Genomic DNA, 25690 nt, shown 5'->3' on the forward strand with positions numbered 1-25690 from the left:
ACAAGGACCTGTGGATGCTTCAGTCCGCCCTCAATGCGGGCGCGGAGCTTGACCGGAAAGAGGGCGTGGCGTAACCATGTTTAACCGAACCGCCGATCCACTTTCCACGGAGAATGGGACAGGCTCCACGAACCTGTCGATTCTATGCAATGATGCGGGGAAAACCAAGAAAGGGATGTTGGCATTTGGTTGTTGGTTTTTGGTTGTTGGTTGTTGGTGTGGCGTCGTCATTTGGCGCGACGATTCCGACGTTCCGACGCGCCCCAAATTCGTTCTATCGCATTCGGGACGCGCGTTCTTCCGCCTTCTCCCACATGCGGACGTAGGCTTCCGCCGAGCGGAAGAGCGGCTCGAGCGCTGTGTCGTCCCCGCCCGCGTCCATTCGCGCGTCCTGCAAAATCTCGGGCAGCAGGCCGATGTGCACCAGTCCCTCGGTGTTGAAATCAATGGCGCGGTTGCCCACGAAAGGCGCGGTGAATTCCACGTCTCCCGCAAACGATGTGAAGGGATACGTGATCGGAGTGGACTGCACCTTGGCGCACGCGCCTTCGGCGAAGCGCCCGCCGGGTGCATGGGCGAACCCGTTGAGATCGAATCCCAGCGGCACGCCGGGGTATCCGCCGACGGATTCGATCAGCGCGGCGCGGCTCGCGATTCCGGCCACCGTCGATCCCGGGTTGTCGGGGTCCTGGCAACGGCCGACTCCCGAGGAGGCCACGCCGCCCAGCGAGAACGGACGATTTCCCCAAACGCGCCCGTGGCTCGCGACGGCGGGGTAATCGTTCGTCTCCAGCATTTCATAGGCGCGTCGGTACGACCACGACGGCAAATGATCGACCTCGACCAGCATGCCGCGCGCCATCATTCCGTTCAGCAGCGTCTCTCCGAACGACGTGATCGTCGCGTTTTGGCACCAGTCGCCGCTCGCCGAGCCACCGATCAGCGGTTCGAGGTATCGGAGAATCACGCGGGCGGGATGATCGTCGAAGACCGACATGTCGTTCGGCGCATCGGAGAGGTACTCGTCTCGCGTTTCGATCAAGCCGCCGAAAAACACGCTTCCGCGATCCCAGCCCCGGGGCATGTCGTCGGTGGGGCAGTCCTGGACCACGTTTGTCCAATGACCGCTGTTGAGGAAATTGCCCGGCTCCAGAAATCCCCGGTTGCTATCGCCCGGCGAGAATTTGTTGTCGTACTTGTGTACGGGAAAAACCGCGCGAACACCACGCGCGTAATAGTCGTCGAGCTGTTCCTCGATATACGCCTCGTCGCAGACGGGCCCGTCCGGGCGCGGCGTCAGCCGGCATCGAAAGAGATTCGACACTTCGATGCCCAGCACCACGGCGAGTTTGCCGTCGGCAATCACCTCGCGCGCCTCGGCGGGGGTGCGCACGACGCGGAACCAGCCCTTGCCTTCGCCCCCGGCGAGCGCGTCAATGTAGTCCTGCATCGCCCACGTCTCGTCGATGATCCGGTCGATTGAGGTCATGTCCTCGCAATCGTATCGGCTGGGCTGAATGCCCTGGGCGACCATCATCGTGCAGATGACGTAGTCGCTCGTCGCGTGCTGCACCATCAGACGCATTCCGCCCATGTACGCCCGCTCCAGCCAGCGGTGATACATCGCCTGATGCGTCGACATTCTCGGAGCGTCGGGCCAGTCGGGGAAATCGGGCCATCCGGCGGTCTCGTGGTTGTCCTCGGACAACTCGCCCACGAGAAAGGGAATCACCAGCGACAACGCGTCCGACGCGTCCAGACCAAGGCTGTCGAACACGTATCCGAAAAAGTCCCGTCGACCGTGTTCGCCGTGTACGGCGGAGCAGTCGTGCAGTGCGTGCGCGACGCCCAGGCGATGATACGCCCCGCCGTGATACAGGCCGCCGCCGAAGCTGAAGTTCGACATCAAATGCTCGTGGATGTCGGCGATGCCGAAGAGCGTTCCGTCGTCGAATGTCGTGCGCGTGATCTCGCCCTGGGCGTCGAGCGACATTTCCGGGTGCGTCGTGCAGCCGCCGACGGATTCGAACGAGAACGCGACCGGGTCGCTGCCCAATTCGGCGAGACCCAGCAGCAAGTCGTTGCGGCGGTTGCGTAGCTGGTAGCGCGAACCATCGTCCACATGGGGCTCGAGCGTCCACTCCGCGCCCGAGATGTAGCCGTCTTCCACGCGTGAGGCGTCGGATTCGAGCATTGTCTCGCGCTGCAACGGGCCGTCCTCGCTCGCGAGATATCCCCCGTTCGCGTCGTAGAACAAGTATGTGGAAAAGTCCGTCGGTTGCAGATAAAACCGCGCGGTCGCACCGGCATTCGCGCGCAATCCGTACGTCCTCGCGGACGTCACGGACAGCCATCGATCGTCCGCCGCATGAAGCGCCACGCACTGTCCGCCCAATCCCTCGACGGGGACATCGTCATCGTCCGCATCGTCGTCCACGTCGTCGTCGGAATCGTCATCGATGTCGTCATCGATGGTGTCGTCGTCGACCGTGTCGTCCGCTTGATCGTCGTCCGCGGCGTCATCGTCCGCGACGTTCCCGTAGGACCCCAGGTCCGGCGAGGGATCGTCCGCATTCGGTTCCGTCGCCGAGAAATCGCAGCCGACGACGACCGGTCCAATTACCAGCGCCAAAAGGCACGCCAAGCCGACCGTACTCCACGTTTTTCGCAACACACTCACCCGCCCTTCAAGATCCGATCGATCTTACAGAACGCGGTGCAGAAAGCGAGTGAACCGCGCCGCCGGACTTTTCCGTAACGAGGAAGTTGCAATTGATCGCCGCGCGCGATTTGGGCAGACTCGCGCCGGGAGATTTCGACATGAACACCCGCCAGCGACGCCGCGCCGTGGCCCTCGCCCAAAAAATCCTGCCCGCCGAGGAATTCGCAAAGTTCGAGTCGATCGCCGTGCGCGACATGGGCTTCGGATTCGATGCATTCGGGATGGAAAAGGAAACTGCGCTGCTCGGCTATGCGGTGGGATACTGGCTCTACAAATACTACTTCCGCGTCGAGAGCCGCGGGCAGGAGCACATCCCGCCGGGGCGCGTGCTCGTCACCCCAAACCACTCGGGTGTGCTGCCCATCGATGGTGGCTTGATCTGGGTCGATCTCGTCCACCGGCTTCTGCCGTCGCGCCTGGCGCGCGCCGTAGTCGACAACTTCCTGGGCGATCTGCCTTACGTCTCGACGTTCTTTTACCGCGCCGGCCAAATCGTGGGCGCGCGGCGCAATTTCGAGGACCTGCTGCGCGCGAACGAACTGGTGATCGTGTTCCCCGAGGGTGCGAAGGGCACGGGCAAGTTTTTCTGGCGGCGTTACCGGCTGCTGGAATTCCACGTGGGATTTGTCGAGCTCGCGCTGCGTTTCGGCGCGCCCATCGTGCCGACCGCGGTGATCGGCGGCGAGGAACAGGCGCCGATGTTTTTCGACATCAAGCCGATCGCGCGCCTGCTCGGGTTTCCCTACTTTCCCGTCACGCCGTTTTTCCCGCACCTGGGCGTGCTCGGCGGTCTGCCGCTGCCGGTGAAGTACGACATCACTTACGGCCCGGCGCTCGATTTCTCGACGCAGTACGGCCCCGACGCGGTGAACGACCCCGAAGTGGTGCGGATGCTCGCCGACCGCGTGCGCCTGACGGTGCAGGGCATGGTGGACGACGCCCTCGCCCGGCGCGAGAGCGTGTTCGGATTCGGACGGACCGGCTAGCGGTTTTTCGCGGCCTTGATCTCGTCGATGGTGCGCGCCGTGGGCAGCGGGTCTTTTTTCTCGGTGATGACCGGGTACTTGCGCGACATCTCCTCGTTGACCTTGGTGTACGGCTTGTACTGGTCCGGCACTTCGTCGTCGGGGAAGATGGCCTCGACCGGGCACTCCTCGACGCACGAGTCGCAGTCGATGCAGGAATCCGGGTTGATGTAGAGCATCGTCGGACCCTCGTGGAACGCATCCACCGGGCACACGTCGACGCAGTCGGTGTATTTGCAGTTGTCGCAGTTCTCGGTGACGACGTAGGTCATGAACGGCTCCTTGAACGCCCCTCACCGTGGGGCGGGGTGGACATGGGGGCACCAAGAATACAGATTCCGCCCGGTCTGTCCATGGCCGGATGGCAGTCGCGAGGTAGGGTGCTTAACGGTTGCGTGCCGTTTCTTCCGAGAACCGACTTCCGCTACTAACGCGCCCTCGCCGAGCAGTTCCGCTGATCGCTTTTTCATGGGCGCCGTGCGGAAATGCGAAGGCTAACGATACGCTTCGCGTCGATGGGATACGGAGAAAACCATCACTTCACGAGTGACGTCGTCAATCGTGTACAGGATTCGCCAATCGCCGATTCGAATGCGGAATCCGTTCAGCGGCGAACGCAGAGCCCGACAGCGCCCTTTGGGCGTCGGATCACTTTCAAGATCGATCAGGGCCTGCACGACGCTTTCGCGGATGCGGATGGGAAGCGATCGGATTTCTTTTTCCGCCGATTTCTTGACGTGAACCGAGTAGCTCATTCGACAGAGTTATCGCCAAACGACGAAAGGACGTCGCGAAGGGACCTGCTGTCCTCGCCCTTCCGCTCTTCCCACAGCAGGGCCGCCTCCACATCGTCGCGGAGGTCCTCATCATTCAGCATGCGGGCGAGGACTTCACGGCGGACATCCTCTCCCGCCGCCAGCAACGCCGTCACGAAGACGCTGGCCATGGCGTGCGTCGATTCGTTCTGTTCGGATGGTCCGGTCATCGTCTGACTCCTCGGTAATGACATTACCACGCGGAGGACTTCCCTTCAAACGCGCCCTCTCCGAACTGATCCGCTGACCCAATCCTTCATTGACATCGTTGGGCACGGCCCGTAAAAACCGATTCACGCGCAACTGGCCGACTGCTGCGCGTTGGGCCTGGGTGGCGGAACTGGCAGACGCACGGGACTCAAAATCCCGCGCCCGCAAGGGCATGAGAGTTCGATTCTCTCCCCAGGCATTTCCCGAAAATCGAGTGGGATCGGACGACGCGTCAGGGACGTTTCGCGGGCGGCAACGTCTCGTAATCGTCCGTGCGCGGCATGGCGCGGATGACCTCGGCCAGTTCGTCCGGCGGCGCGACGAGCTTTCGCTCGGCGAGATCGAACCACCCGCCCGTGCTCGTCACACGCGCAACCGGCTTGCCGTCCTCGCGGGCGAATGCGTTTCGGATGCGAAAACGCACTGCGTCGTCGCTCATCCCGACGAGTCGGATATCCACCACGAAGGGCTCCAGCAGACGCATTTCGCGAAAATACTCCACCTCGTCTCGCACGATCACCGGCCCCACGCGCCGTCGCTCGAACTCGCGCATCGAAAAGCCGTTCGCTTCGAAAAACATCATGCGCACGTCGCCGCAGACGTCGAGATAGGCCGTGTTCTTCATGTGGCCGTTGAAGTCCAGATCGGCCCACCGAACCACGAACGCGCGGGAGAATCCGTCACCCATTCCGACCCCCAAAACGAACACCGGGGCGGAGCTTGGCCGCCGGTCGCGGTCGCTTCAATCCCGATGCGAATCGTCGCTCGGACCACGATCAGCGACAGACCGACCGTTCGGCGTAATCTCGCTAACGCAAATTTCGATTCCCGGTCGGAGTGTGAGCCAGACGGTGGACGTCGGTCCGAATATGAGCTAGATCATGTCCCGTGAACGGTGCTGTTTTTTTGGGTTGGACTTTATGATCGCCTACCGAATCGTCGACCGGTGCATCGCCTGCGGAGTCTGCCTCGACGCGTGCGAGAAAGACGCCATTCTGACAGGCGACATCTACCGCATTCTGACCGAGCGCTGCGGGGGATGCGGAATGTGCGCCGACGTTTGTCCGGTCGACGCGGCGAAGCCGTCCCTCGTGGACGACTTCGCGGTGGCCGCGAACTCGTAAGAGTCAGCGGCCTGACGAAAGCGGGCGTTCGAGGTCGGGAACCGGCTTCGGACGCCCGATCCTGCGTTTAGAGGTATGACGGAGTGTGAAACTCCGTACGATTTTGGCCTGAGCACGAGAACGAACGAGGAGGACACCATGGCCGTTTGTCACATCACCGATGAATGCATCGCCTGCGGAGCATGCCTCGACGAGTGCCCCAAGCACTGCATCACCGAGGGCGCCGTTTATGTCGTCGACCAGAGCCTGTGCGACGGGTGCGGAAACTGCGCCGACGCCTGCCCGGTCGATTGCTGCATCATCGAGTAAACGCGCGCCGCTTTTCGCGCGCGTCGCGAGTCCCGCCCGCTTGACGACCGGTCAGGCGAGGCGGGATTTGTGCGTTTGGACCAGTCGCTCGGCCGCCGAGCGCGCCCCGGCGATGTTGCGGGCTGCTGGTCCCAGTTCCAGTTCCGCGAAAGCCCCCGCCGCGTAGAGCCCCGGCGCCCACTCGAGATCCTGCTTGAGAATCGGATATCCGCACGGCGCGACGGGCAGGGCGTGCTCGTCGATCACGCGGTCCATCCACGGAGAACCGGGGCGCCGCTTCTCCAACCCCGTGGCCAGGATGATCCGCTCGGCTTCGAAACGCTCGCCCGCGAGGCGCAGCGCGATGCCGCCGGGCCCGTCGCCCATCGCCTCGATCTCGGGCGCGACGACGTGGGCGAGGCGGCCTTCGCGCACCGCGCGGCGCAGGCCCTCGGCCACGTCAGGCGGCACGGTGCCCCGGTTGCGGGCCTCGTCCACCATCTCCCGTCGTTTCACGTAGTCATTCTCGGCCCAAAACCCGGCGAGCAGTTTCGGCCCGAGCCAGCCGGGATCGCTGTCGAATTGTTCGACTCGGACCTCGCCGCGCGTGATGAGCGTAACGCGCCCTTGCTTTGCGTCGGCGAGCGCGAGGGCGAGCGTCGCGCCCGAAAGTCCGCCGCCCACAACCGCGATGTGCTCCCAGTGCCGGATTTCTTTGCGGCGAAAGTGATCGTCGAAGATGTGCCGAATCGGTCGCTCGGTCGCCGCCAGACGCACGGCCCAGTCCGGCCAACGTGGTTGCTCCGTGTGACCGAACGCCAGCAACACGTTTCGCGTCGCCAGATCGCCCTGCGGGGTGCGCACGTGCCACACACGTTCTGGTCCGTCGCCCTCGGCGCGCAGCCCCGACGCGCGCGTCATTAGATGCAGCGATTCGAGTGCATGACCCTTGATGACAGCCAGCGAGTGTGCGTTGAACAGCCTCGTCGCCGGGCGGTTGTAGGGCGGGACGAACCGGCGATGCGGTCGCCCCGTCTCGGTGCGCACGAAGGCGTCGATCGAAAACGAGCGCAGTCCGATGTGATGCACACCCGGCGAACGCAGGTAGGCCATGCCGGTGTTTTCCGCGAGTTGCCGCCAGCGTTCGCACAGCAGCGGGTGCGGATCCACGATGCGCAGCCGATCTCGCGGGACGCCGATCTCCTCGATGAGCACGAGCGCGAGGTGCGTTCCCTGAATGCCTCCGCCGATGACGATCCAATCCAGCATGAACGCATCATAGACGACTCCCGGGCGCGGGTCTTCAGGAGTCGAGGGCAGCTTCTTGCCCGCGTGGTTCGGGCGTCGTATCGTTCGGCGGTCGCGGGCGAACAGGGCGTCTCGCGAGTGCGTAAATGCCCTTGGGCCGGAGTCGCGAAATGCCGCTGGAACTGGAAAACCTGAAAAACGCCGTCGAGGCTCTCGGGAAAGTGATCGCGAAAAGCGAGGACGGCGTGTTCATGTCGGGGCTCGACGACGTGGCTCGAAATGCCGTCAAGTCGGGCGTTATCCAGCATTTCGAATTTACGTACGAGCTGTGCTGGAAATTCATCAAGCGCTGGCTGGAAACCAATATTGCCCATGCGGTCGCCGACGGCGTGACCCGGCGCGAACTGTTCCGCATGGCGGCGGAAAATCGACTGATCGATGATGTCGAGCGGTGGATGCGTCACCACGATGCGCGCAACCGCACGTCGCACACGTACGATCCGAACACCGCCGAAAACGTCTGGCTGGCCGCCCGCGATTTCGCGGGAGACGCCCGGGGGCTGCTCGCCGCCTTGACCGCGCGAAATGATTGACGCGAAGCCGAATGACATTGAAACGATTCGCGGCATCCTGCGCCGACACGTTCCGGGGTGCGAGGTTCGCGTGTTCGGTTCGCGCGTGAACGGACGCGCCAAGCCGTGGTCGGATCTCGACATCGCGATCGTCGGCCCGGGCCGAATTGACGACGACACGATGCGCCTGCTCCGCGAGGCCTTCGAGGACTCCGACATATCGTTCCGCGTGGATGTGGTCGACTGGCACGCGGTTTCGGAGAGCTTTCGCCGAGTGATCGCGAACGGCTACGAGATTCTCGTCACCTCTTCGTGACTCGACGAACTCGATCCCGGTTTTCGCGCATCATGACAAGCGTTTCCTCTGGCCTTCGCTCCCCGCCAATGGTACAAGCGCCGCTTTCCACAATTCGCTGGAAAGCGCCGCCGGGTGGCCGCGCGTCGAAGGGAGAACGAATGCGGATTTCGCGGATGACCGTGGTGTGCGCGGTGCTGGCGTCGATGGCGTTTTCGATTTCGGCGGCCTTCGCCGGGTCCAAGGACGACTGCGCGAAGAAGCTCACCGGCAAGTGGGAGATCGTCGCCGAGGACACGTACACGGCGAAGATGATCGAAACGTTCGGCAAACAGACGATGATCATCGACACGAAGAAGAAGACCATTTCCGCCGTGATCGGCAAGGAAGAAAAACCCGCCAAACCCTTCACGGTCGACTCGTGCAAGGACGACGAGATCGTTTTCAGCTCGGAGAAGGAGAAAGGCGGCCAGCTCAGCCTGCGCGTCATGTTCATCGCGCCGGACAAGATCAGCATCGTGCCCGCGAGCGCCGGAACGGCGAAGACGCCCGCGCAGGTGTTCAAGAAGATCGACTGACGCCGCGACGGGGGAGCGCGCACGACCGATCACGTGTAGCTTTTTTCCCGAAAATTCCCAAAATAGATCGATCGGTCGATTCACGGGCGGGCCGCACGACGGGCACGGTCGGTGCGCGTTTGCGCGTTCGCGGCGCGAGTCGATGCGGGCTCGTGCGTCCCGCGCGCGCCGGGGGATGGTTTGGACGATTTTCTCAAGGACGAAAGCCTCGACCTGATCGAAGCGACCCTGGAAGGCAAAACCGGGGTTTTCGAGAAGACGTACAGCGTCGGCGAGCTGATCGCCAAACGCTACCGCGTCGAGAAGGTGCTGGGCCGCGGCAATATCGGCCGCGTCTATCAGGTCGTCGATGCCCAAGGGCGACCGTTCGCCGTCAAGACCATCTACGCCCGGTTTTGCGCCCACGAAGCGGTCGCCGGGCGGCTCGAGCAGCTCGTCGCGCGCCTGTCGTCCACCCGCCACCACAACCTCGTGCCGGTGCTCGAGTCGGGTCGCAGCGACGATCTGCTCTACCTGCGCATGCCGCTTCAGAAGGCGCGTCCGCTCAGCCAGGCGCTGGCGGCGACGATGTCCAAGGCGAAGAAAACCGGCATCCCCGCCAAACAGATCCGGCAGATCGTCGAGTCGGTCGCCGAGGGCTGCAAGGCGGTCGGATTCGATCTGCCGCACCTGAACCTGCTGCCCAAGAACATGTTCGTGGGTCCTCAGGGCCTCGCACTCGCCGATGCGGGGCTCATGCACGCGGTGCTGCCCGCGCTTTCGCCCGACGAATTTGCGGTGATGGACGGACTGGAGTTTTTCGCGCCCGAGCTCAAGGCGGGGCGCGAGGTCGGATGCGCCGCGGACACTTTCAGCCTCGGCGCGCTCGTGTATTCGCTCGCGACGGTCTCGAAGCCGCCCGCGCACGTCGGGGACATCGCGCTGATCGGCGAACTGCCCGAGGCGCTGGCCGACGTGATTCGCTACGCGATGGACCCCGATCCCGCGGAGCGTTATCCGCACGTCGCGGCGTTCCACGAGGCGATCGATCGCGTCTTCGACGGACTGTCCGCGCCGCCGCCCAAGCCCCAACTTCATCTGGTCACACCGCTCGAGCCCGAGGATCTGGGGCTCGAGGAAGACATCGGAGACCTTTTCGACGCCGGCACCATCGAGGTCGCCCCGCTGCCCGCCGTTTCCGCGGAGTCCACCACCGCCACCGACGCCCACGAGGCCGCCGAGGCGTGGGAGGATTTCCGTCGCGACGTGGACGAAACCCAGTCGATTCGCATCGAGGACGAGGCGATCGAGGTCTTCGACGAGACTCCCGAACCAGCCGCGCCGGAACCGATCGAGCCGGAGCCCGCGCCGCGCGCGCCGGAGCCGCCCGCCGTCGAGGAACCCGCGTTCGAGGAAACGGCGATCGAGGAGGCGTTCGAGGAAGAGATCGTCGAGCCCATTCTCGAGCGCACGCCCGAGCCTGTGTCCCATCCCGAGTTTGGGGAAATCGGCGAAGCGGCGGCGGAGGCGGTTGAACCGCTTTCGGAAATCGCGACGGCCGAAGAACCCGAAGACGTGCTCGACCTCATCGACGCCGACGCCTTCGTGCGCGAGCCCGAGGCACGACGAGCGCAGGAACCCGAACTTGCGCCCGACGAGGCGATCGATCGGATTCTCGCCGACGTTGAGGACACGACCGCGACGCGTCAGGCCGAGATCGAGCAGCGTTTCTTCGAAACGCTCGACGCGCAGGACGAGAGTTTCGCGCCGAAGGCCGACGCGGCGGCCGCGGCCGTGGAACGCGTGTTCGGCGATGCGCTCGATTTCGAACACGAAGCGGAGTTGCCGCACATCGGTCGGCCGTTCGAGCAGGTCCCCGAGCCGCTGCCCGCTCCCGCCGCGCCCAAGCCGCCGATCCGTCCGCGCGATTTCGAACGGCCCGAGGTCGCCGCGCCCAAGGCGCCGCCGAGCCGGGCGATGTTTTACGCCGCGGTCGCGGTGGTGCTCGTCGCCGCCCTCGCGGTGATCTACTGGTTCCAGATCCGGCCCCGGTTCCAGGCCCCATCGGTCGTCGCACCGGTCGTCGAACAGCCCGAGGCGCCGCCCGACGTCATCGCGCCGCAGGCCCCCGGGGATGCGGCCCACGACGCCACGGCACCGGATGTCGTTCCGGACGTCGCGGGAACGAAACCCGGATCGAAACCGTCTTCGCCCACCGAGAAACCCGTGAAGCCCACGCCGGGGGTGAGCGAAGCACCCACGCCGCCGCCGGTGGCGTCGAGCGAAGGACCGGTCGCGCCCCCCATCGCAACCCCTACTCCGGGCGGCGTCGCGCCGGGTGATTCGCCGGGCGGCCTCAAGACCGCGCTCACCGCCGCGGAAATCGGCTCCGTGATGGAAGGCATCAAAGGCCGCATCTCGTACTGCTTCACGCGCGGGCTCGAACAAAACCCGGAGATGGGTGGCGTCTCTCTCGTGCAGTTCACGATCGAACCCGATGGCAGCGTGTCGGGCGCGAGCGTGGTCGAGTCGAGCCTCGACGCCCCTGATGCCGACGAATGCCTGCGCCGCCGCGTGCTGCGCGCCAAGTTCCCGGCGTTCGCCGGACCCCCCAAGACGGTCAAGTTCCCCTTCAAGTATTCGCAATGACGCACCCGCCCCCGGCGCAATTCCCGGCCCGGACGATCGTCGCGATCGTCCTGCTCGCCGGGTGCCTGGGGGCGTTCGCCGCGTGCGCCACCGCACCCCGTTCGGGCGAAGAGTGGGGCGCGGTGCGCATGGAGGTCGATCCCGAAGGCGAACTGCCGCCGCGGTTTTGGGACTCGGTCGAGCTGATGCAAAAAGCCGCCGCCGCGTTCAACGACAAGAAGTACGACGACGCGCTCGAACTCTATCTCACCCTGATCGACAAGTTTCCCGAGGAACGTTCGTTTCCGCTCGCGCTCTTCAATGCCGCGCTGTGCTACGAGGAACTCGGGAAATTCGACGAGGCGCTCGGCCTGTACGCTCGGCTCGAGGCGATGCCCGGGCCGACCTACGCGCCGTCGGTGCTGCTGGGTCGAAAGGCCGCGTGCCACGAGGAAAAACAGAGTTGGGCCGAGGCCGAGGCCGCGCTCGTGAAGATGACGCAGCTCTTTTCAATCAGCGAGATCGAGCGGATCAACGCGCTCGCAAGACTCGGCGTGGTTCGTTTCGAGATGGGCCGCTACGAAGAGGCGAAGGCGACGTTGATCGAGGCGCTCGAAGAGCGCTATCGCCGGGGCGGCCTGCAGCGTCTCGCGGTGGACACCACGTATATCGCCAAGGGGTGGTTCTATCTCGGCCAAGTCTACCTGATGCAATACGAACGCATCGAACTGGTGGGCGACGAGGGCGAGCTCAAGGCGAGGCTGTTGGCCAAGGCCGATCTGCTGGTGCGCGCGCGCGTCTATTTCTATCGATCGATCGAGACGTATCAGCTCTGGTGGATGAGCGCGAGCCTGCACCAGCTCGGCTGGGGATACGAGACGTTTTACGACGCCGTGATGAACGCGCCGTTGCCGTCGGATCTCGCGCCGGGTGAGCGCGACATTTACGTGCGCAAGCTGGAATCGCGCGTCGCGACCGTGATAAAAAAGGCCGAGGAAGCCTACAGGAAAAACGTCGATCTGGACCGGCGCTACGATCTCAAATCGCCGTGGGCGAAGAAGTCCGCCGATCGCCTGGAGGCGCTGCACGCGGCCCGGTCGCCAAAACCGTGAGGGGACGAACGCCGTGAGAACGAAAAGACCCGGGGGCGTCATGACGGCAAAACGGCTGGGCCTGTTTGTTCTCGCGACAACGCTCGTGCTGGCCGGCACGGTGTTCGCGGCGGAATTTGCCGGCGAGAACCTGGAATACGAATTCGGCTGGAAGGGCATCGCCGCGGCGAACGCGTCGGTGCAGATCGCCGAGATGGCGTGCGACGGCCCGTGTTACGCGGCGAACATCGACATCAAGGGCAAGCCCTATCTCGACATGATCTGGCGGGTGCGCGACCGCATCAAGACCTGGGCGGTCAAGGCCGATTACTCCCCGCGCAAATACGTGTTCTATCAGCGCGAGGGCGGTTTCGAACTTGATACCGAGATCGTGCTCGACAAGGCCGAGGGGCTCCTGAAGGCGACGCGCTTCCGCAAAGACAAGGGCAAGGCGCTCACGCCCAAGAAGGCGCAGTCGGCGGGGGTATTCTGTCCGTTGTCGGCGATCCTCTACATGCGAGCGCAGCCGCTGGAACCCGGACAGCGCTATACCGCGAATGTGTTCGACGGAAAGCGCGAGCACGTGATCGAGTGGAAGGTCGAAGGACGCGAAAAGACCAAGGTGCCGGCCGGCGAGTTCGACGCCAAACGCATCTCGGCGCAGGTCATCAAATCGAACGTCGCCGATGAATCCAGCAAGGTGGAGAAGGTCCGTAAGGTGACGATCTGGGTCGCCGACGCGCCGAACCACCTTGTCCTCAGGGTCGAGACACAGGCCCTTTGGGGCCACATTTACGGCGAACTCATCAAGAAGTAACGGGCGCAAAAACAACAACGCCGGCCCGAAGGCCGGCGTTGTGGAGTTGACCGTTACGCGCGATCAGCAGCCGCAGCCGCTGTCGTCATCATCATCATCGTCGTCGTCGTCATCGTCGTCCGCCGCATCGTCATCGTCATCGTCGTCATCGTCGTCGTCGTCACCGATCGGATCGTCGCAGCCGTCCACAATGCATGCCGTGCCGTCGACGAACTGGCCGGACTCGGTCGCGACCTTGTAGTCGAAGCCGTCGGTGGCGTCCTCGTCGGTGGTGGCGCGGAACGCGAAGGTCAGCGATTCGCCTTCCTGGATGTCGCCGTATTCCGCGGACGAAACGCCCGAGGAGAACATCCAGCGGATGCCCACGTCGGTCGAATCGCCCGGAATCAGCTCGAACGTCCACTCGCCCGAGTGGATCGCGTCGGGCGCGACGATGTTCGCGCCGTCAATGACGTATTCATCGTTCGGCATATACAGATCGATCAGGTTGATCCACTGATCGACCGCACCGACCGCCGTGGTGTTGCTGACGGTGAACTCGAAGTCGTACTGCTGTCCGCCGGTCAACGTCAGCGGATTGGTGAAATCGATGACCGCCGAAAACTCGCCGCCGCCGGTGTCATCATCCGCCGCGTCGTCATCGGCATCATCGTCCGCATCGTCGTCCGCGTCATCGTCGGCGTCGTCGTCCGTGTCATCGTCCGCATCGTCGTCCGCCGTGTCGTCATCCTGGGCGAACGCCGCTAAGGGCAGCGCAAACAAGAGCGCCGCGAGCACCGCCAAAATCCGAATATTCCACTTCATCCTCGTCCCTCCTGTTGGGCGAATGGCCGCGCCGCCGCCCGAATCCGCATATTTATAGACCTGTCGCAACGCACGATCAAGAGCCGACTTTTCGATGTTGTTTCACGGACTTGTCGGACGTGTCACCGCCGCAACGGTCGTTTTTGCGATTTTGACATCGATTTCATCCGGTGCCATAAACGATTCGGCCCTTTGCCTGCCAACCCCCACGAGGACCGCCATGCTGCTCAACCCCGCGAAGCTCACGCGCCCCTACCCCGACGCCCGGTCGGCCGAGATCATGCGAAAGACCGTCGAATTCTTCGAGAAGAAGGGAAAGGCGGCCATCAAGCGGGACGACCGCGAGCAGACCTGGTACGCCGACTTCCTGCAGTTTGTGAAGACGAACCGCGTCTTTGCCGATCTGCTCACGCCCGCGCCTTATGGCGGCCCCGATTCGCGCTGGGACACGTGGCGCAATTGCGAGTTCAACGAGATCCTCGGGTTTTACGGCCTCGCCTATTGGTACACGTGGCAGGTGTCGATTCTCGGTCTCGGCCCGATCTGGATGTCGCCGAACGAGACGGCGAAGAAGCGCGCGGCGGCGGCGCTGGCCGACGGAGCGATTTTCGGATTCGGTCTGTCGGAGAAGGAGCACGGCGCGGACGTGTACTCCACCGACATGATGCTCAAGCCGCTGGGCGAAGGCGCGTATCTCGCCGAGGGCGACAAGTACTACATCGGCAACGGCAACGAGGCCGCGATGGTGTCGGTGTTCGCCAAGATCACCGGCACGGACGACTACACCTTCTTCGCCGTCAACTCGCAGCATCCCAAGTACGAGTGCGTGCAGAACGTGTGCGCGAGCCAGAACTACGTATCCGAGTTCCGACTGCACGACTACCCGATCAACGACGACGACATCCTTTCGCGCGGGCCGGCGGCTTGGGACTCGGCGCTCAACACGGTCAACATCGGCAAATACAACCTGGGCTGGGCGTCGATCGGCATGTGCACGCACTCGCTGTACGAGGCGATGCGCCATGCGGCCAACCGGCGGCTCTACGGCATGGCCGTCACGGACTTCCCGCACGTGAAGCAGATGTTCGTCGATGCCTACGCGCGGCTCGTCGCCATGAAGCTTTTCGCGCTGCGCGCCGCCGACTACATGCGCACGGCATCGGCCGAGGACCGGCGCTATCTGCTCTACAACCCGATCGTGAAGATGAAGGTCACCACGCAGGGCGAAGAGGTGATGAACCTGATGTGGGACGTCATCGCCGCCAAGGGATTCGAGAAGAGCACGTTCTTCGAGATGGCCGCCCGCGACATCCGTGCGCTGCCCAAGCTCGAGGGCACGGTACACGTCAACATCGCGCTCATCGTGAAGTTCATGCCCAACTTCTTCTTCGCGCCCGCGGACTATCCCGAGATTCCCCGCGTGGACGACGCGCGCAACGACGACTTCCTTTTCCGTCAGGGGCCGGCGAAGGGGCTTGGGAAGATCCAGTTCCACGACTACAACAAGGCGTACGCGCTGTTCGACACGCCGAACGTGGGCGTGTTCCGCGAGCAGATCGAGGTGTTCCGCGAGTTCCTGATGAACGCGACGCCGGGCGCCGAGCAGCAGAAGGACATCGATTTCCTGCTCGCGATCGGCGAGATCTTCACGCTCGTGGCCTACGGACAACTGATTTTGGAGAACGCGAAAATCTACGGCATCGACGCCGATCACGTCGATCAGATCTTCGATTTCATGGTGCGCGACTTTTCGCGCTTCGCGCTCGGCGTTCACGGCAAGCCGTCCTCCACCGCGGAGCAGATGGAATACTGCGTGAAGATGATCCGAAAACCCGTAGTCGACGCGGCACGCTACGCACGCATCTGGGAAAACGCGGTGTATCCGCTCAAGGACGCCTACGAACTGAAGGACTAAGAGAAACCGGGGCCATGTCTAGAACTCGCGCCGGCCCTTCATCGCGAGACCGAGCGTGACCGCGTCGGCGTATTCGACCTCGCTGCCGACGGGCACACCGTGCGCGATGCGCGTGACGCGCACGGGCAGCTCGTGCAGCACTTCCGCAATGTAGTGCGCGGTCGATTCGCCTTCCTTGTTGGGATTCGTGGCGAGCACGATCTCGGCCACCTCGCCGCTCTTCACGCGCTCGACCAACTCCGCCAGACGCAGCGCCTCGGGGCCGATGTCGTCGAGCGGCGAGAGCGTGCCGTGCAGCACGTGATACACGCCGCGGTATTGGCCGGTCTTTTCGAATGCGGCCACGTCGGGCGGCTGCTCGACCACGCACACCATGGTGTGGTCGCGGCTTTCGTCGCGGCAGATCACGCACGGCTGAATGTCGGTGAGCCCAAAGCACCGCTCGCACAGGGCGATGCGTTCCTTGACGCCCGTGATCGCGCCCGCGAGGCGCCTGGCGTCCTCGGCGTTCATCTTGAGGATGTGATAGGCGAGACGCGTCGCCGTCTTCTCGCCGATGCCCGGCAGCCGCGCGAGTTGTTCCACCAGTTCCCGAATCGGTCCCGCGAATCCGCTCATATTCGTTCCGATCGTGAATTTCAATTCCATATCACCGTGAATCCTATGTCATCCCAAGCTTCTTGCGCCTGTCACCCGAAGCTTCTTGCCCCTGTCACCCTGAGCGAAGCGAAGGGTCTGGTCACAGGTCGCGGCAAGATCCTTCGCTTCGCTCAGGATGACAAACATGAAGCGTCCAAGATGGCAAGCAATCACAGAACGATCACGGCGTCGTGACGAACGAGTACTCGATCTCGTACACGCCCTGCGGCAAGTCGTTCATCTCCGATTCGAGCCGCAGCGTCACCTCGTGTCCTGCCGCGGGCGCTGTGAACGACACCGTCGCTCCGGCCTGGTTGCCGTGCTCGACGGACAGATCGATTTCGTCCGACGCGAGTTCCAGACTCGCCGTCTCGTCCGTCACCGTCCAGCGCAGCGTCTGATCCCGCCCCGGCAGGAACGAATCGTTGAACACGGCGATCTTGCGCGAAACGCCCGATCCCGCAGCGAGCTCGACGGGGCCCTGCGTTCCGTCCGCGTTCGTCGCCACGCGTGTGTATTCCACGTCGATCGCTGCGATCGGGTGATACGAGTCGCGAATGATTTCGAGCAGCCGGTCCTTTTGCTCCTGCGTGAAGAGCGAGTGATACCACGGTCCGACGGGGTGCTCCAATCCGTCGGGGCGATAGATGTGCCACGCCCAGTTGAGCTTGTAAGGCCGGATGTCGGAGTAACCGAGATAGCGCAGCGCGCGCACCGCGATGCCCTGCATGGCTTTTTGCTGGTCAGTGGTGTGCGGGCTGTCGATGGGGCGGCGCACGTCCATCGTCTCGCCGACGCCCGTGGGCACATCATCGAACTTGTATGGCTCGAAGTTCGCAATCGCGTCGTCGTACCACTCGTTGTCGGGCGTGATCGTCAGATTCGGACCGGCGGGGTAGTGCCAGTTGACCGTCTCGGGGTTCATGCCGAAGAAGTTGCGGAAAAACGACGTGTCGCCGTCCCAGTTGATCGGCCGCGGCGTCGTCGGGCCATCGGGCCGCATGATCGTATCAGCCGCGCGGGCCGGCTCGCCCAGCGAATACGCCTGCGTCGGCGAGAGCGGAAACGCATACATGAACATCTCGTTTTCGACGGACCACATGACGATCGACGGGTGGTTACGCAGCCGGGCTGCCCATTCGCCGATCCACGTCCACGAATTTTCGACGTACAGCGGCTTCCAGAAAAACGGCGGCATGATGTCGATGCGCGCGTACACGGGGGATTCGGGGATCACGAGCAGCCCCGCTTCGTCCAGCATGTCGTACACGCAGTCGGGCGGCGGCGCCTGATGGAAACGCACGACGTTGAAGTAAAGGTCCTTGATGCGTTCGATGGTCGCGGGCGCGGTGGTGCAATCCCAGTATTCCGGGCCCCAGTAGCGCGGGCGCGCGGCCTGATCGTCGATCGAATCGCCGATCAGGTTCATCGTCTCGCCATTGAGTTTGTAGCGGCCGCTCTCGATCCACACCTCCCGGAAGCCGAAGCGGTCCTCGCGCAGATCGACCGGCGCGCCGAACTCGTCGATGAGCAGCGTACGCCACGTGTAGCGGTAGGGATCGGCGGGCCACCACCAGCGCGCGTCCTCGAACGGGGCGACAATCACGACGTCGCGCGTTGCCCCAGCGGGTATCGCCACGCGCGTGCCCGGCGACTCCATGGCGAGCGCGCCGTCCTCGTCCATCACGCGGCCCAGCACCCACACGCTCGTTTGCACGTTGCGCGTGTTGCGGATCGTCACCTGGATCGTCAGGTCTTCGCGTCGCGTGGACGGCACGAGGAAAACGTCCTCGATCAGGATGTCCGGTCGCAATTGCAGCGTAACGGACCGATAGAGCCCCGTGATGCTGTTGTGCGCGTAGTAGCCGGCGGGCCAACGCGTGATGCCTTCCGGGCCGAGCAGCGCGTGACCGTCCTCCAGTTCGACGCGCAGTTCGTTTTCGCCTTCGTGCGCGGCGGCCGATGCGTCGAAGGTCGCGGCGCGGTAAGCGCCGACCGTCTCGCCGATGGGCGCGTCATTCCAATACACCTCGCCCGCGTGGTGGATCGCCTCGAAATACGCGCGCACCACGGGCCAGGGCTTGTCGAGGGTCACCGCGCGGCGATAGGTTCCGCGCTTGATCGCGCGGTCTTCCCAATTCTGGCCCTCGATGATCGACACAGTTTCGTCGGGCGTTCCCGCGAGATACTCGGGGCAGGCATATTGCTCCCACCCGTCCCACTCGTCGATGGCTTCCCAGTGGCAGGGGACGCTCACCTCGCGCTCGGCGTAGCCCTCCGGCGTGAAGAGCCACGCGCCGTCGAGGGAGATGTCCTCGCGCAGGGGCTGGGAGGGTTCGACCCAGGTCGGCGGGGGTTCCGTATCGTCGTCGCCCGCGTCGTCGTCCTCGGTGTCGTCGTCGGTATCATCGTCGCCGGTCGCGTCGTCGTCCGCGTCGTCGTCGGCCGTGTCGTCATCGGGTGCGGAGGAGTCGTGGTCGTCGTCATCGCCGCACGAACAAGACACGACGAGCGCGGCGACCACGAGGAGAAAAGGGATCGCCGGAATGCGGTGGAGAGGCACAGCACAATACGGCGGTGCCGCATTCTTGTCGGAGAAAGTCATTCCGTCATGATGTCGGCCCAGGGCGGTGGCCGTCAACCGACGGAGTCCTCTAAAAACCAACAACCAGAAACCAGTATCCCGCCCGAATCAATTTCCCGGCGGCGGCGTGTAGGTCTGCACGCGATGGTTCACGGCGTTGAGCGTGAGCAGGTAGTCGTACATGGCGCCGAGGTCCTGCTCGGTCATGCCGGCGTAGAGCGTCCACGGCATGAGGGTCTGCGGATCGTTCGGGCCGACCGGACGATTGTGGGCCTCGTCGCCCTCGAACGCCTTGAACCGCGCGATGAACTGCTCGCGCGTCATCTGCCCGATACCGGTTTCCTGGTCGGGCGTGATGTTCGACGTGCGCATGATCGCCCCCGACGGCATTTTGAATTCCGCTCCGCCGGCGAAGGCCATGCCGGGCAGCGGTTTACCGTGGTCGGACGGCGTGTGGCACTCAGTACAGGCGCCGATCGTGACGAGGTATTTCCCGTAGGCGACCGTGTCCGCCGGGTTGGGCTTCGGCAGAGGAGCCGGCGGCTGCGGAATCGTGCGCACAATGATGTTCATCGGAAAGTCGATATGGCCTTCGGGCACGGCGTTTTCGATCGGCGCGAGCGTACGCAGATAGGAGATCACCGCGGTGAGGTCGGCGTTGTCGAGGAAGCGGTAGGCCATGTAGGGCATCATCGGAAAGATCGCCTTGCCGTCACGATTGACGCCGGTCGTGATGAGCCGCGCGAGTTCCTCGTCGGTCCACGAGCCGATCCCCGCGGGCGTGATGTTCTTCGCGTGGATCTCGCCGGGCAGACCCATCGATGCGTCGAAGACGTCGCCGCCCTTGCCCAATGTGCCGGGGGTGATCGGCGCGGAGTATTTCGTCCAGTCCCGCGTCGAATGGCAGTCCATGCACGAGAGCACGGTGTTGGCGAGGTAGCGACCGCGCTCGATGACGGCAGGCTCGCTCGACGCCTTGACGGGAGCGACGTCGTAAACGCGTGGGAACGACCAGAAGAACCACGCGGCCACGCCGGCGATGAGCAGCGCGATCGCCGCGAACGCATAGCCGAGAATCCGTAGAAACGACATGGCAACCCCCCCGAAACTCAAAACGGACATGGAATGGAAATTGCCGCATATATAGCCGAAAGTTTTGGCAAATTGCCTTAATGAGGATTACAAAATGTCGAAATATCCTGAAAATCGATCGTTTTAGACCAAACCGGCGGTGAAAAGCGCTCGACTTCGGTGAGAGGAATCTGACGCCGTCGCAAGGTTCAGGCGGGACGGAGTTGCTCCATCAGCGGGTTGGCATAGTCGGGGCTTTTCGCGAAGACGCCCGCCGCGCCCTTGCCGCCGGATTCGGGGCGCTTGATGTCGGCGAACATGCCGCGTGCAATCGCCTCGAACAGGCCGATCCGCGCGATCTCTTCGAGCATCTCGATCGCGAGGCCGAGCACCGTATCGGCGCGCGTCGCGATCTCGCCGCCCGGGCGCAGATCGAGCGAGTCCGCTAGACCCCGCGTCGCCGCGAAGGCGTACTTCGCGTTGCGGATCGCGAGGGCGCGGTCCTGCAAGAACGGCGTGTGCATCGCCTCGGTCAACATTCCGAGAAGCTGGATGCCCTGACCGGTCAGCGCGCCGACGAGGTTGAAGTACGCGTTCATCTGGTAGCCGCGGAAGATGTCGCCGGTCATGTGCTTGGTGGGCGGCATATACTTGAGCGGATGCTCGGGAAACACCGCACGCAGCAGCAGCGCGTGCGCAATCTCGGTCGTCAGCGAACCCGGGCGCTCGGGGTCGATCTCGAATGCATGGCCGAGCCCCATGAGTCGCTCGGGCATGCCGGCGAGTATCGCGAAGCGCTCGTTGAGCAGGCACGACGCGAGCACGGTGTGCGCCGCGTCCACCGCGTCCGCCGTCGTCAAATAGTTATCCTCGCCGGTGTTGATGACGATGTCGGCGCGCGCCGAGATGAGCCGCGACGCGTATTGATCGACAAAGGTGCGGTGCGGATTGATGTCGCGAAACAGGATGCCGTACATGCAGTCGTTGAGCATCATGTCGAGCCGTTCGATCGCGCCAAGCGCCGCGATCTCGGGCATGCACAGCCCCGACGCGTAATTCACGAGACGCACGTAACGGCCGACCTCGCGCGACACCTCGTCGAGCGCGGCGCGCATCAAACGGAAATTTTCGCGGGTGGCATAGGTGCCGCCGAAGCCCTCGGTCGTCGCGCCGTGCGGCACGTAGTCGAGCAGCGACTGGCCCGTGCTGCGGATCACGGCAACGATGTCCGCGCCCTGGCGCGCCGCCATCACGGCCTGCGTGATGTCTTCGTAGATGTTGCCCGTGGCGACGATGACATAGAGCCACGGCCACGGCGGATCGCCGGTTTCGCCGCGCAGGTCGCGCCGGCGCGCCGCCGCGTCGTCGATCGCGCGCAGCGCCGCTTCGGTCAGGCGGTCGGCAACAGGCCGCCATGTGTCGTCCGGCGCATCGACGCGCGCCGTGATGTCGTACGCGCCCGCCGCGATCGCCTCGCCGAGCCGACCGATCTCCCACCCCGTCTCGCGCAGCGCCGCGGCCACGGGACGACTCGCCCCGCGTGCGAGCACGCCGCGCAGCCGGTCGATGACGACGTTCGGCAGCGGCACGCCGGCGGCGTCCACGCCGTCCAGGCCCCACAGGCGCAGCGTTGCGCGTTCCACCGCATCGGTGGTGCGTTCGTCGATGAAAGACTGGACGCCGGCGGCAATGCGCGCCGCGAGTTCACGGGCGCGCGCCGGGATTTCAGGCGGAATCGAAAGACGCATGTTGGGCCTCGCGGCGGCCGGGCCGGTCGCACAAATCGAGCGCGCGGCGCGTCAGGGCTTGGCGAAGCGCTTGACGAACTCGGCGTACTTGGGCCACTCGGACGCGAACATGTCGGCAACGCGCTTGGAGATCGTCTTGCCGACCAGCGGCACGCTCACGTCGATATCGGCGACGAGCACGATGTCCGACGCGGCGCCCCTCGGCACGACCGTGTACGATCCCTCGATCTTCACGCGCTTGGCGAACTCGTTGGTGCCCGACCAGCTCCACGTGCAGCGGCGCGCCTTGAGGTCCCACTTCACCGAAATGAAGTTCTGCTCGGTGCGCGTTTTGTCGGTGCCCGTGACGGTGCGATAATAGGTGACCGTCGTGATGTCGTAGTGGTGATCGGTGTCGGATTTCCGGACGTCCTTCACGTCCACGGAGAGCGCCTCGCGCGACTTCTCGTCCTCTTCGATCAGCTTCGGGTTACGCATCGCCGCGCACACGTCGTCGGGCGCCGCGGGAATCGTGAACGACTTCTCCACCCGTGCCATGCCCCATCCCCCCTCGCGGTGAATCGCGATGACCACGTATTTAGCAGCGGCGCGGCATCGATGCCAAGCCCGGCCACCGCGAAACACGGTCCGTCGTCCCGCTCAGCCGATGCGCGCCTCGGAGATCGTCGCCGCGATCCGTCGATGCGCCTCGCTGCCGACCACCGACAGCGGTGGCCTTTCGCGCCGGGCAAACGCGCTGGACATCCGGTCGAGGCGACGGATCGACGCATCGATGCGCTCGTGTGGAAGCGCCCCGGCGCGCACGGCGTCGAAGAGCCCGCGATAGGCCGATTCCTGGGCTTCGACGCTCTTGCACACGAGCAGCGCGTCGCATCCCGCGGCCACGGCGAGCGGCGCGGCCTCCTTGAACGCGTAACGCTTCGCGATGGCGGACATCTCCAGATCGTCGCTCACGATCACCCCGTCGTAAGGCAGCGCGCGCGCCAGCGCTTCGAGCACGACGGGCGAGAGCGTGGCGGGCCGATCCGGATCGAGCGCCGGCCACACGATGTGAGCACTCATGATCGACGCCACGCCCGCGCGGGCCGCCGCGGCGAACGGCACGAGTTCGACCGCGTCGAGCCGGGCCCGGTCGTGGCCGAGCACGGGCAGGTCGAGGTGTGAATCGACGTCGGTGTCGCCGTGTCCGGGGAAGTGCTTGGCGCACGCGGCCACGGCGCCGCCCTGCAAACCCTCGATCACGGCGACGGCAAATTCGGCGACCTTGCGCGCGTCGGAGGAAAACGCCCGCGCGCCGATGACGGGGTTGTCGGGATTCGTGTTCACGTCGGCAACCGGCGCGAAGTTCTGATCGATGCCCACGGCGGCGAGCTCCGCTGCCATCGCAGCGCCCATGCGCCGCGCGAAACGCGTATCGCCCGAGCGGCCAAGCGTCGCCATGTCGGGCCAGACGGTGAAGGGCTCGCGGAAGCGCTGCACCGGTCCGCCCTCGTGATCGACGCACACCCATAGCCGATCGCGCGGCGACAGCTCGCGAAGGCGGGCGACGAGGTCGCGCACCTGCTCCGGCGATTCGTAGTTTCGCGTGAAGAGGATGACGCCGCCCGCGCCGAGATCACGCAGGGCGAATCGGATCTCGTCGCCGGGTTCGAGGCCGGTGAACCCGACGATCAGAAAGCGACCGACATCTGCGGGCATGAAATCGCGGGAGGCGTCACGCGCCCGCGGGCGGCGCGACGAGCGTCTTCGACATGAAGACGTGGTTGCCCTTGTCGTTGAACTTCAGGGTGTCGAACATGACCTGCGCGAGCAGCAGGCCGCGCCCGTGGTGGAGCAATTCGTCGATACCCGTCGCGTTTTCCAGCGTAGCGCGCCAGTCGAAGCCCGGACCCTCGTCCACGATGTCGCACTCCACGCGGTCGCCCGTGCGGCGGATCGACACGCGCACCCGGCGGTCGGCGTAGGCGGGATGCGACGACCGCGACTTCACGAATTCCATGTACTGATGGATGTCGGGCAGTTCGCTTTTGCGTTCGTATCCGATCTCCAGATTTCCGTGCTCGATCGCGTTGACGAGAATCTCGAGCAGGCCGAGCTTGAAGTCGTCGTCGCGGACGCCCATGAGGCGCATGATGCGCTCGACCATGCGGTTGGCCGCGAGCAGGTCGTTTTCGAGCGCCATGTCCACGCGGTCGAGGGACATGGGCAGGTCCTCGATGATCACGCCCTTGCTCTCGCGGCGCAGCCACGCGAGCCGTTCCATGCGGTCCAGGATTCCGTCCACGCGCTGCGGCGCGAAGGGTTTGACGAGGTAGTCGACGACACCGAGCTGCGCCGCCTTGATGGCGGTGTTTTCGTCCGAGAATCCGGTCATGACGACGACAAAGACCATCGGATGCTGATCGCGGATCTTCGCGAGCATCTCCAGACCGTTCATGCGCGGCATGACGATGTCGGTGAAGACGAGATCGGGTTTGTCCTTTTCGAACCGTTCCAGCCCGTAGATGCCGTCCACCGCGGAGGTCACGTCGTAGCCGCGCCGGGCGAGATACGCCTGCATCAGGTCGCGCACGGTCTGTTCGTCGTCCACGATCAAAATCTTGTTGATGAAACGTTCCGGCACGTCGACCTCGAAGTTCACGGTGCAAAGATATCCGAAAACGCCCGCACGTTACCCGAATCGCCGGGAGCGATCAATTGGATTGGGGATGGGGAGTTGCGAGCGAAAACGGCAAACGCCCCGCCGGCCGTCCGGCGGGGCGTTCGCGAGAGGTCGTCAGATGAGATCGACGACGATGTTGTCGAACCAGACGTCGCCGCCCAGCCCGGCCGTATCACCGTCCCCGATCAGCAGTCCGTGGAAGACATCGGTCGAGGCGGGGAAGTAGTCGTGATCCACGCACGTGGTGTCCGCGCCGTCGAGTTGCACGGTGTAGGTTCCCGCCACGCCGCCGGTCAGTACGAAGGTGATGGTGTACCAGGTATTCGCCGCGAGGGTCTCGCCGCAGTCGATGGCCGAGTTGGCGTCGTTCGCCGCGAGCTGGCCTGACGGCGCGACGCCGGCCAGGAATTTCTTCTGCAGGTTGGGCTGAACGATGGCGAATGCGCCCGACGCTCCGTCCTCGCGCCAGAAGTCGAACGAGAACGAGATATCCTCGTCCGTGTCCTCCCACGAATAACCCGCGTAGTAGAAATCGCCCGAATCGGTGTCTCCGGTGACCTGAAGCGCCAGCCCCGATCCGTTCGCGGCGACGAGCGCCACGACCTGACCGTCCGCGTCGCCCTGCCCCGCGGTCACCCACGGCTCGGGCAGCGCGCCGAGGTCGTAATCGTCGAAATCGATCTCGATCGGCAGCGGGTCGGCGTCGTCGTCGCCGGTATCGTCGTCGCCGGTATCGTCATCACCGGTATCGTCATCACCGGTATCGTCATCCCCCGTGTCGTCGTCCGACGTATCGTCGTCCGCGACATCGTCATCGCCCGTGTCGTCGTCGGTCACGTCATCGTCCGAATCGTCGTCCGCGGACGAATCGTCGT

25 protein-coding genes and 1 tRNA gene are annotated in these 25690 nt (G+C 64.3%); 11 read left to right on the forward strand and 15 right to left on the reverse strand.

The window, feature by feature from the left end:
* Nucleotides 1–274: 274 nt before the first annotated feature.
* Nucleotides 275–2644, reverse strand: a complete 2370-nt coding sequence (locus tag IT350_09010) for a hypothetical protein (protein MCC6158181.1) — start codon at nt 2642–2644, stop codon at nt 275–277.
* 176 nt (nt 2645–2820) lie between these two features.
* Between IT350_09010 and IT350_09015 the strand changes: the two genes are divergently transcribed.
* Entirely contained in the window at nt 2821–3708 is an 888-nt protein-coding gene (locus tag IT350_09015) for an acyltransferase family protein (protein ID MCC6158182.1), read from the forward strand.
* Here IT350_09015 and IT350_09020 read toward each other — a convergent pair.
* From IT350_09020 to IT350_09030, 3 genes are all read right to left on the reverse strand, one after another.
* Nucleotides 3705–4019 carry a ferredoxin family protein gene (locus IT350_09020; protein ID MCC6158183.1) on the reverse strand — a complete coding sequence of 105 codons (315 nt, stop codon included), beginning with the start codon at nt 4017–4019 and terminating at the stop codon, nt 3705–3707. The genes IT350_09015 and IT350_09020 overlap by 4 nt on opposite strands.
* A 222-nt stretch (nt 4020–4241) precedes the next feature.
* Entirely contained in the window at nt 4242–4502 is a 261-nt protein-coding gene (locus tag IT350_09025) for a type II toxin-antitoxin system RelE/ParE family toxin (protein ID MCC6158184.1), read from the reverse strand.
* Nucleotides 4499–4732: a hypothetical protein gene (locus IT350_09030; protein ID MCC6158185.1), complete on the reverse strand. Its 234-nt coding sequence runs from the start codon at nt 4730–4732 to the stop codon at nt 4499–4501. The genes IT350_09025 and IT350_09030 overlap by 4 nt, the downstream gene beginning before the upstream one ends.
* 155 nt (nt 4733–4887) lie before the next feature.
* On the opposite strand from IT350_09030, the gene IT350_09035 reads away from it, so the two are divergent.
* Nucleotides 4888–4971, forward strand: a tRNA-Leu gene (locus tag IT350_09035).
* A gap of 33 nt (nt 4972–5004) precedes the next feature.
* On the opposite strand, the gene IT350_09040 is transcribed toward IT350_09035, so the two are convergent.
* Entirely contained in the window at nt 5005–5460 is a 456-nt protein-coding gene (locus IT350_09040) for a thioesterase family protein (GenBank protein ID MCC6158186.1), read from the reverse strand.
* 235 nt (nt 5461–5695) lie between these two features.
* Between IT350_09040 and IT350_09045 the strand changes: the two genes are divergently transcribed.
* Both IT350_09045 and IT350_09050 read left to right on the forward strand, forming a co-directional pair.
* On the forward strand, nt 5696–5896 hold the full coding sequence (locus tag IT350_09045) for a 4Fe-4S binding protein (protein ID MCC6158187.1): 201 nt from the start codon (nt 5696–5698) through the stop codon (nt 5894–5896).
* 138 nt (nt 5897–6034) lie between these two features.
* Nucleotides 6035–6205 (forward strand): 4Fe-4S binding protein, encoded by a 171-nt coding sequence (locus tag IT350_09050; GenBank protein ID MCC6158188.1) that lies wholly within the window; start codon nt 6035–6037, stop codon nt 6203–6205.
* 51 nt (nt 6206–6256) lie between these two features.
* Here IT350_09050 and IT350_09055 read toward each other — a convergent pair whose 3' ends face one another.
* The gene (locus IT350_09055; protein MCC6158189.1) at nt 6257–7453 is read right to left on the reverse strand and encodes a SidA/IucD/PvdA family monooxygenase; all 1197 of its coding nucleotides are present in this window, start codon (nt 7451–7453) and stop codon (nt 6257–6259) included.
* A gap of 149 nt (nt 7454–7602) precedes the next feature.
* Between IT350_09055 and IT350_09060 the strand changes: the two genes are divergently transcribed.
* The 6 genes from IT350_09060 (at nt 7603) to IT350_09085 (ending at nt 13392) form a co-directional block, all read left to right on the forward strand.
* Nucleotides 7603–8025, forward strand: coding sequence for a nucleotidyltransferase substrate binding protein (locus tag IT350_09060; GenBank protein MCC6158190.1), 423 nt, complete (start codon nt 7603–7605; stop codon nt 8023–8025).
* A complete protein-coding gene (locus tag IT350_09065; GenBank protein ID MCC6158191.1) occupies nt 8018–8320 on the forward strand; it encodes a nucleotidyltransferase domain-containing protein in 303 nt (100 codons plus the stop codon). The genes IT350_09060 and IT350_09065 overlap by 8 nt, the downstream gene beginning before the upstream one ends.
* Nucleotides 8321–8460: 140 nt before the next feature.
* A complete protein-coding gene (locus IT350_09070; protein MCC6158192.1) occupies nt 8461–8877 on the forward strand; it encodes a hypothetical protein in 417 nt (138 codons plus the stop codon).
* A 180-nt stretch (nt 8878–9057) separates the two neighbouring features.
* Nucleotides 9058–11505, forward strand: a complete 2448-nt coding sequence (locus tag IT350_09075) for an AgmX/PglI C-terminal domain-containing protein (GenBank protein MCC6158193.1) — start codon at nt 9058–9060, stop codon at nt 11503–11505.
* Nucleotides 11502–12596, forward strand: a complete 1095-nt coding sequence (locus IT350_09080) for a tetratricopeptide repeat protein (protein MCC6158194.1) — start codon at nt 11502–11504, stop codon at nt 12594–12596. The genes IT350_09075 and IT350_09080 overlap by 4 nt, the downstream gene beginning before the upstream one ends.
* A gap of 40 nt (nt 12597–12636) precedes the next feature.
* Nucleotides 12637–13392 carry a DUF3108 domain-containing protein gene (locus IT350_09085; GenBank protein MCC6158195.1) on the forward strand — a complete coding sequence of 252 codons (756 nt, stop codon included), beginning with the start codon at nt 12637–12639 and terminating at the stop codon, nt 13390–13392.
* Between the two features lie 63 nt (nt 13393–13455).
* Here the strand turns inward: IT350_09085 and IT350_09090 are convergent, their stop codons facing one another.
* Complete coding sequence (locus IT350_09090; protein MCC6158196.1) at nt 13456–14196, reverse strand: hypothetical protein; 741 nt, start codon at nt 14194–14196, stop codon at nt 13456–13458.
* Between the two features lie 220 nt (nt 14197–14416).
* On the opposite strand from IT350_09090, the gene IT350_09095 reads away from it, so the two are divergent.
* Nucleotides 14417–16111, forward strand: a complete 1695-nt coding sequence (locus tag IT350_09095) for an acyl-CoA dehydrogenase (GenBank protein ID MCC6158197.1) — start codon at nt 14417–14419, stop codon at nt 16109–16111.
* An 18-nt stretch (nt 16112–16129) separates the two neighbouring features.
* On the opposite strand, the gene recR is transcribed toward IT350_09095, so the two are convergent.
* The 8 genes from recR to IT350_09135 all read right to left on the reverse strand — a co-directional run.
* Complete coding sequence (recR, locus tag IT350_09100) at nt 16130–16729, reverse strand: recombination protein RecR (GenBank protein MCC6158198.1); 600 nt, start codon at nt 16727–16729, stop codon at nt 16130–16132.
* 202 nt (nt 16730–16931) lie between these two features.
* Entirely contained in the window at nt 16932–19274 is a 2343-nt protein-coding gene (locus IT350_09105; protein MCC6158199.1) for a hypothetical protein, read from the reverse strand.
* Between the two features lie 168 nt (nt 19275–19442).
* The gene (locus IT350_09110; protein MCC6158200.1) at nt 19443–20426 is read right to left on the reverse strand and encodes a cytochrome C; all 984 of its coding nucleotides are present in this window, start codon (nt 20424–20426) and stop codon (nt 19443–19445) included.
* A gap of 188 nt (nt 20427–20614) precedes the next feature.
* Entirely contained in the window at nt 20615–22153 is a 1539-nt protein-coding gene (locus tag IT350_09115; GenBank protein MCC6158201.1) for a lysine 5,6-aminomutase subunit alpha, read from the reverse strand.
* Nucleotides 22154–22204: 51 nt separating this feature from the next.
* Nucleotides 22205–22690, reverse strand: coding sequence for a DUF2505 family protein (locus tag IT350_09120; protein ID MCC6158202.1), 486 nt, complete (start codon nt 22688–22690; stop codon nt 22205–22207).
* Between the two features lie 102 nt (nt 22691–22792).
* Nucleotides 22793–23851 (reverse strand): beta-N-acetylhexosaminidase, encoded by a 1059-nt coding sequence (gene nagZ, locus IT350_09125; GenBank protein MCC6158203.1) that lies wholly within the window; start codon nt 23849–23851, stop codon nt 22793–22795.
* A gap of 16 nt (nt 23852–23867) precedes the next feature.
* On the reverse strand, nt 23868–24794 hold the full coding sequence (locus tag IT350_09130) for a response regulator (GenBank protein MCC6158204.1): 927 nt from the start codon (nt 24792–24794) through the stop codon (nt 23868–23870).
* Nucleotides 24795–24929: 135 nt separating this feature from the next.
* On the reverse strand, nt 24930–25690 hold a 761-nt coding region (locus tag IT350_09135), incomplete at its 5' end, for a hypothetical protein (GenBank protein MCC6158205.1).

This window comes from Deltaproteobacteria bacterium (assembly GCA_020845895.1).
Lineage (GTDB): Bacteria > Lernaellota > Lernaellaia > JACKCT01 > JACKCT01 > JADLEX01.

Excerpts from the sequence above, each read along its gene's own strand:
- IT350_09060 (MCC6158190.1), top strand. The coding sequence starts at position 7,603 with ATGCCGCTGGAACTGGAAAACCTGAAAAACGCCGTCGAGGCTCTCGGG.
- IT350_09055 (MCC6158189.1), bottom strand. The coding sequence starts at position 7,453 with ATGCTGGATTGGATCGTCATCGGCGGAGGCATTCAGGGAACGCACCTC.
- nagZ (MCC6158203.1), bottom strand. The coding sequence starts at position 23,851 with ATGCCCGCAGATGTCGGTCGCTTTCTGATCGTCGGGTTCACCGGCCTC.
- IT350_09065 (MCC6158191.1), top strand. The coding sequence starts at position 8,018 with ATGATTGACGCGAAGCCGAATGACATTGAAACGATTCGCGGCATCCTG.
- IT350_09040 (MCC6158186.1), bottom strand. The coding sequence starts at position 5,460 with ATGGGTGACGGATTCTCCCGCGCGTTCGTGGTTCGGTGGGCCGATCTG.
- IT350_09020 (MCC6158183.1), bottom strand. The coding sequence starts at position 4,019 with ATGACCTACGTCGTCACCGAGAACTGCGACAACTGCAAATACACCGAC.
- IT350_09080 (MCC6158194.1), top strand. The coding sequence starts at position 11,502 with ATGACGCACCCGCCCCCGGCGCAATTCCCGGCCCGGACGATCGTCGCG.
- IT350_09070 (MCC6158192.1), top strand. The coding sequence starts at position 8,461 with ATGCGGATTTCGCGGATGACCGTGGTGTGCGCGGTGCTGGCGTCGATG.
- IT350_09110 (MCC6158200.1), bottom strand. The coding sequence starts at position 20,426 with ATGTCGTTTCTACGGATTCTCGGCTATGCGTTCGCGGCGATCGCGCTG.
- IT350_09120 (MCC6158202.1), bottom strand. The coding sequence starts at position 22,690 with ATGGCACGGGTGGAGAAGTCGTTCACGATTCCCGCGGCGCCCGACGAC.
- IT350_09090 (MCC6158196.1), bottom strand. The coding sequence starts at position 14,196 with ATGAAGTGGAATATTCGGATTTTGGCGGTGCTCGCGGCGCTCTTGTTT.
- recR (MCC6158198.1), bottom strand. The coding sequence starts at position 16,729 with ATGAGCGGATTCGCGGGACCGATTCGGGAACTGGTGGAACAACTCGCG.
- IT350_09085 (MCC6158195.1), top strand. The coding sequence starts at position 12,637 with ATGACGGCAAAACGGCTGGGCCTGTTTGTTCTCGCGACAACGCTCGTG.
- IT350_09095 (MCC6158197.1), top strand. The coding sequence starts at position 14,417 with ATGCTGCTCAACCCCGCGAAGCTCACGCGCCCCTACCCCGACGCCCGG.
- IT350_09115 (MCC6158201.1), bottom strand. The coding sequence starts at position 22,153 with ATGCGTCTTTCGATTCCGCCTGAAATCCCGGCGCGCGCCCGTGAACTC.
- IT350_09025 (MCC6158184.1), bottom strand. The coding sequence starts at position 4,502 with ATGAGCTACTCGGTTCACGTCAAGAAATCGGCGGAAAAAGAAATCCGA.
- IT350_09030 (MCC6158185.1), bottom strand. The coding sequence starts at position 4,732 with ATGACCGGACCATCCGAACAGAACGAATCGACGCACGCCATGGCCAGC.
- IT350_09050 (MCC6158188.1), top strand. The coding sequence starts at position 6,035 with ATGGCCGTTTGTCACATCACCGATGAATGCATCGCCTGCGGAGCATGC.
- IT350_09015 (MCC6158182.1), top strand. The coding sequence starts at position 2,821 with ATGAACACCCGCCAGCGACGCCGCGCCGTGGCCCTCGCCCAAAAAATC.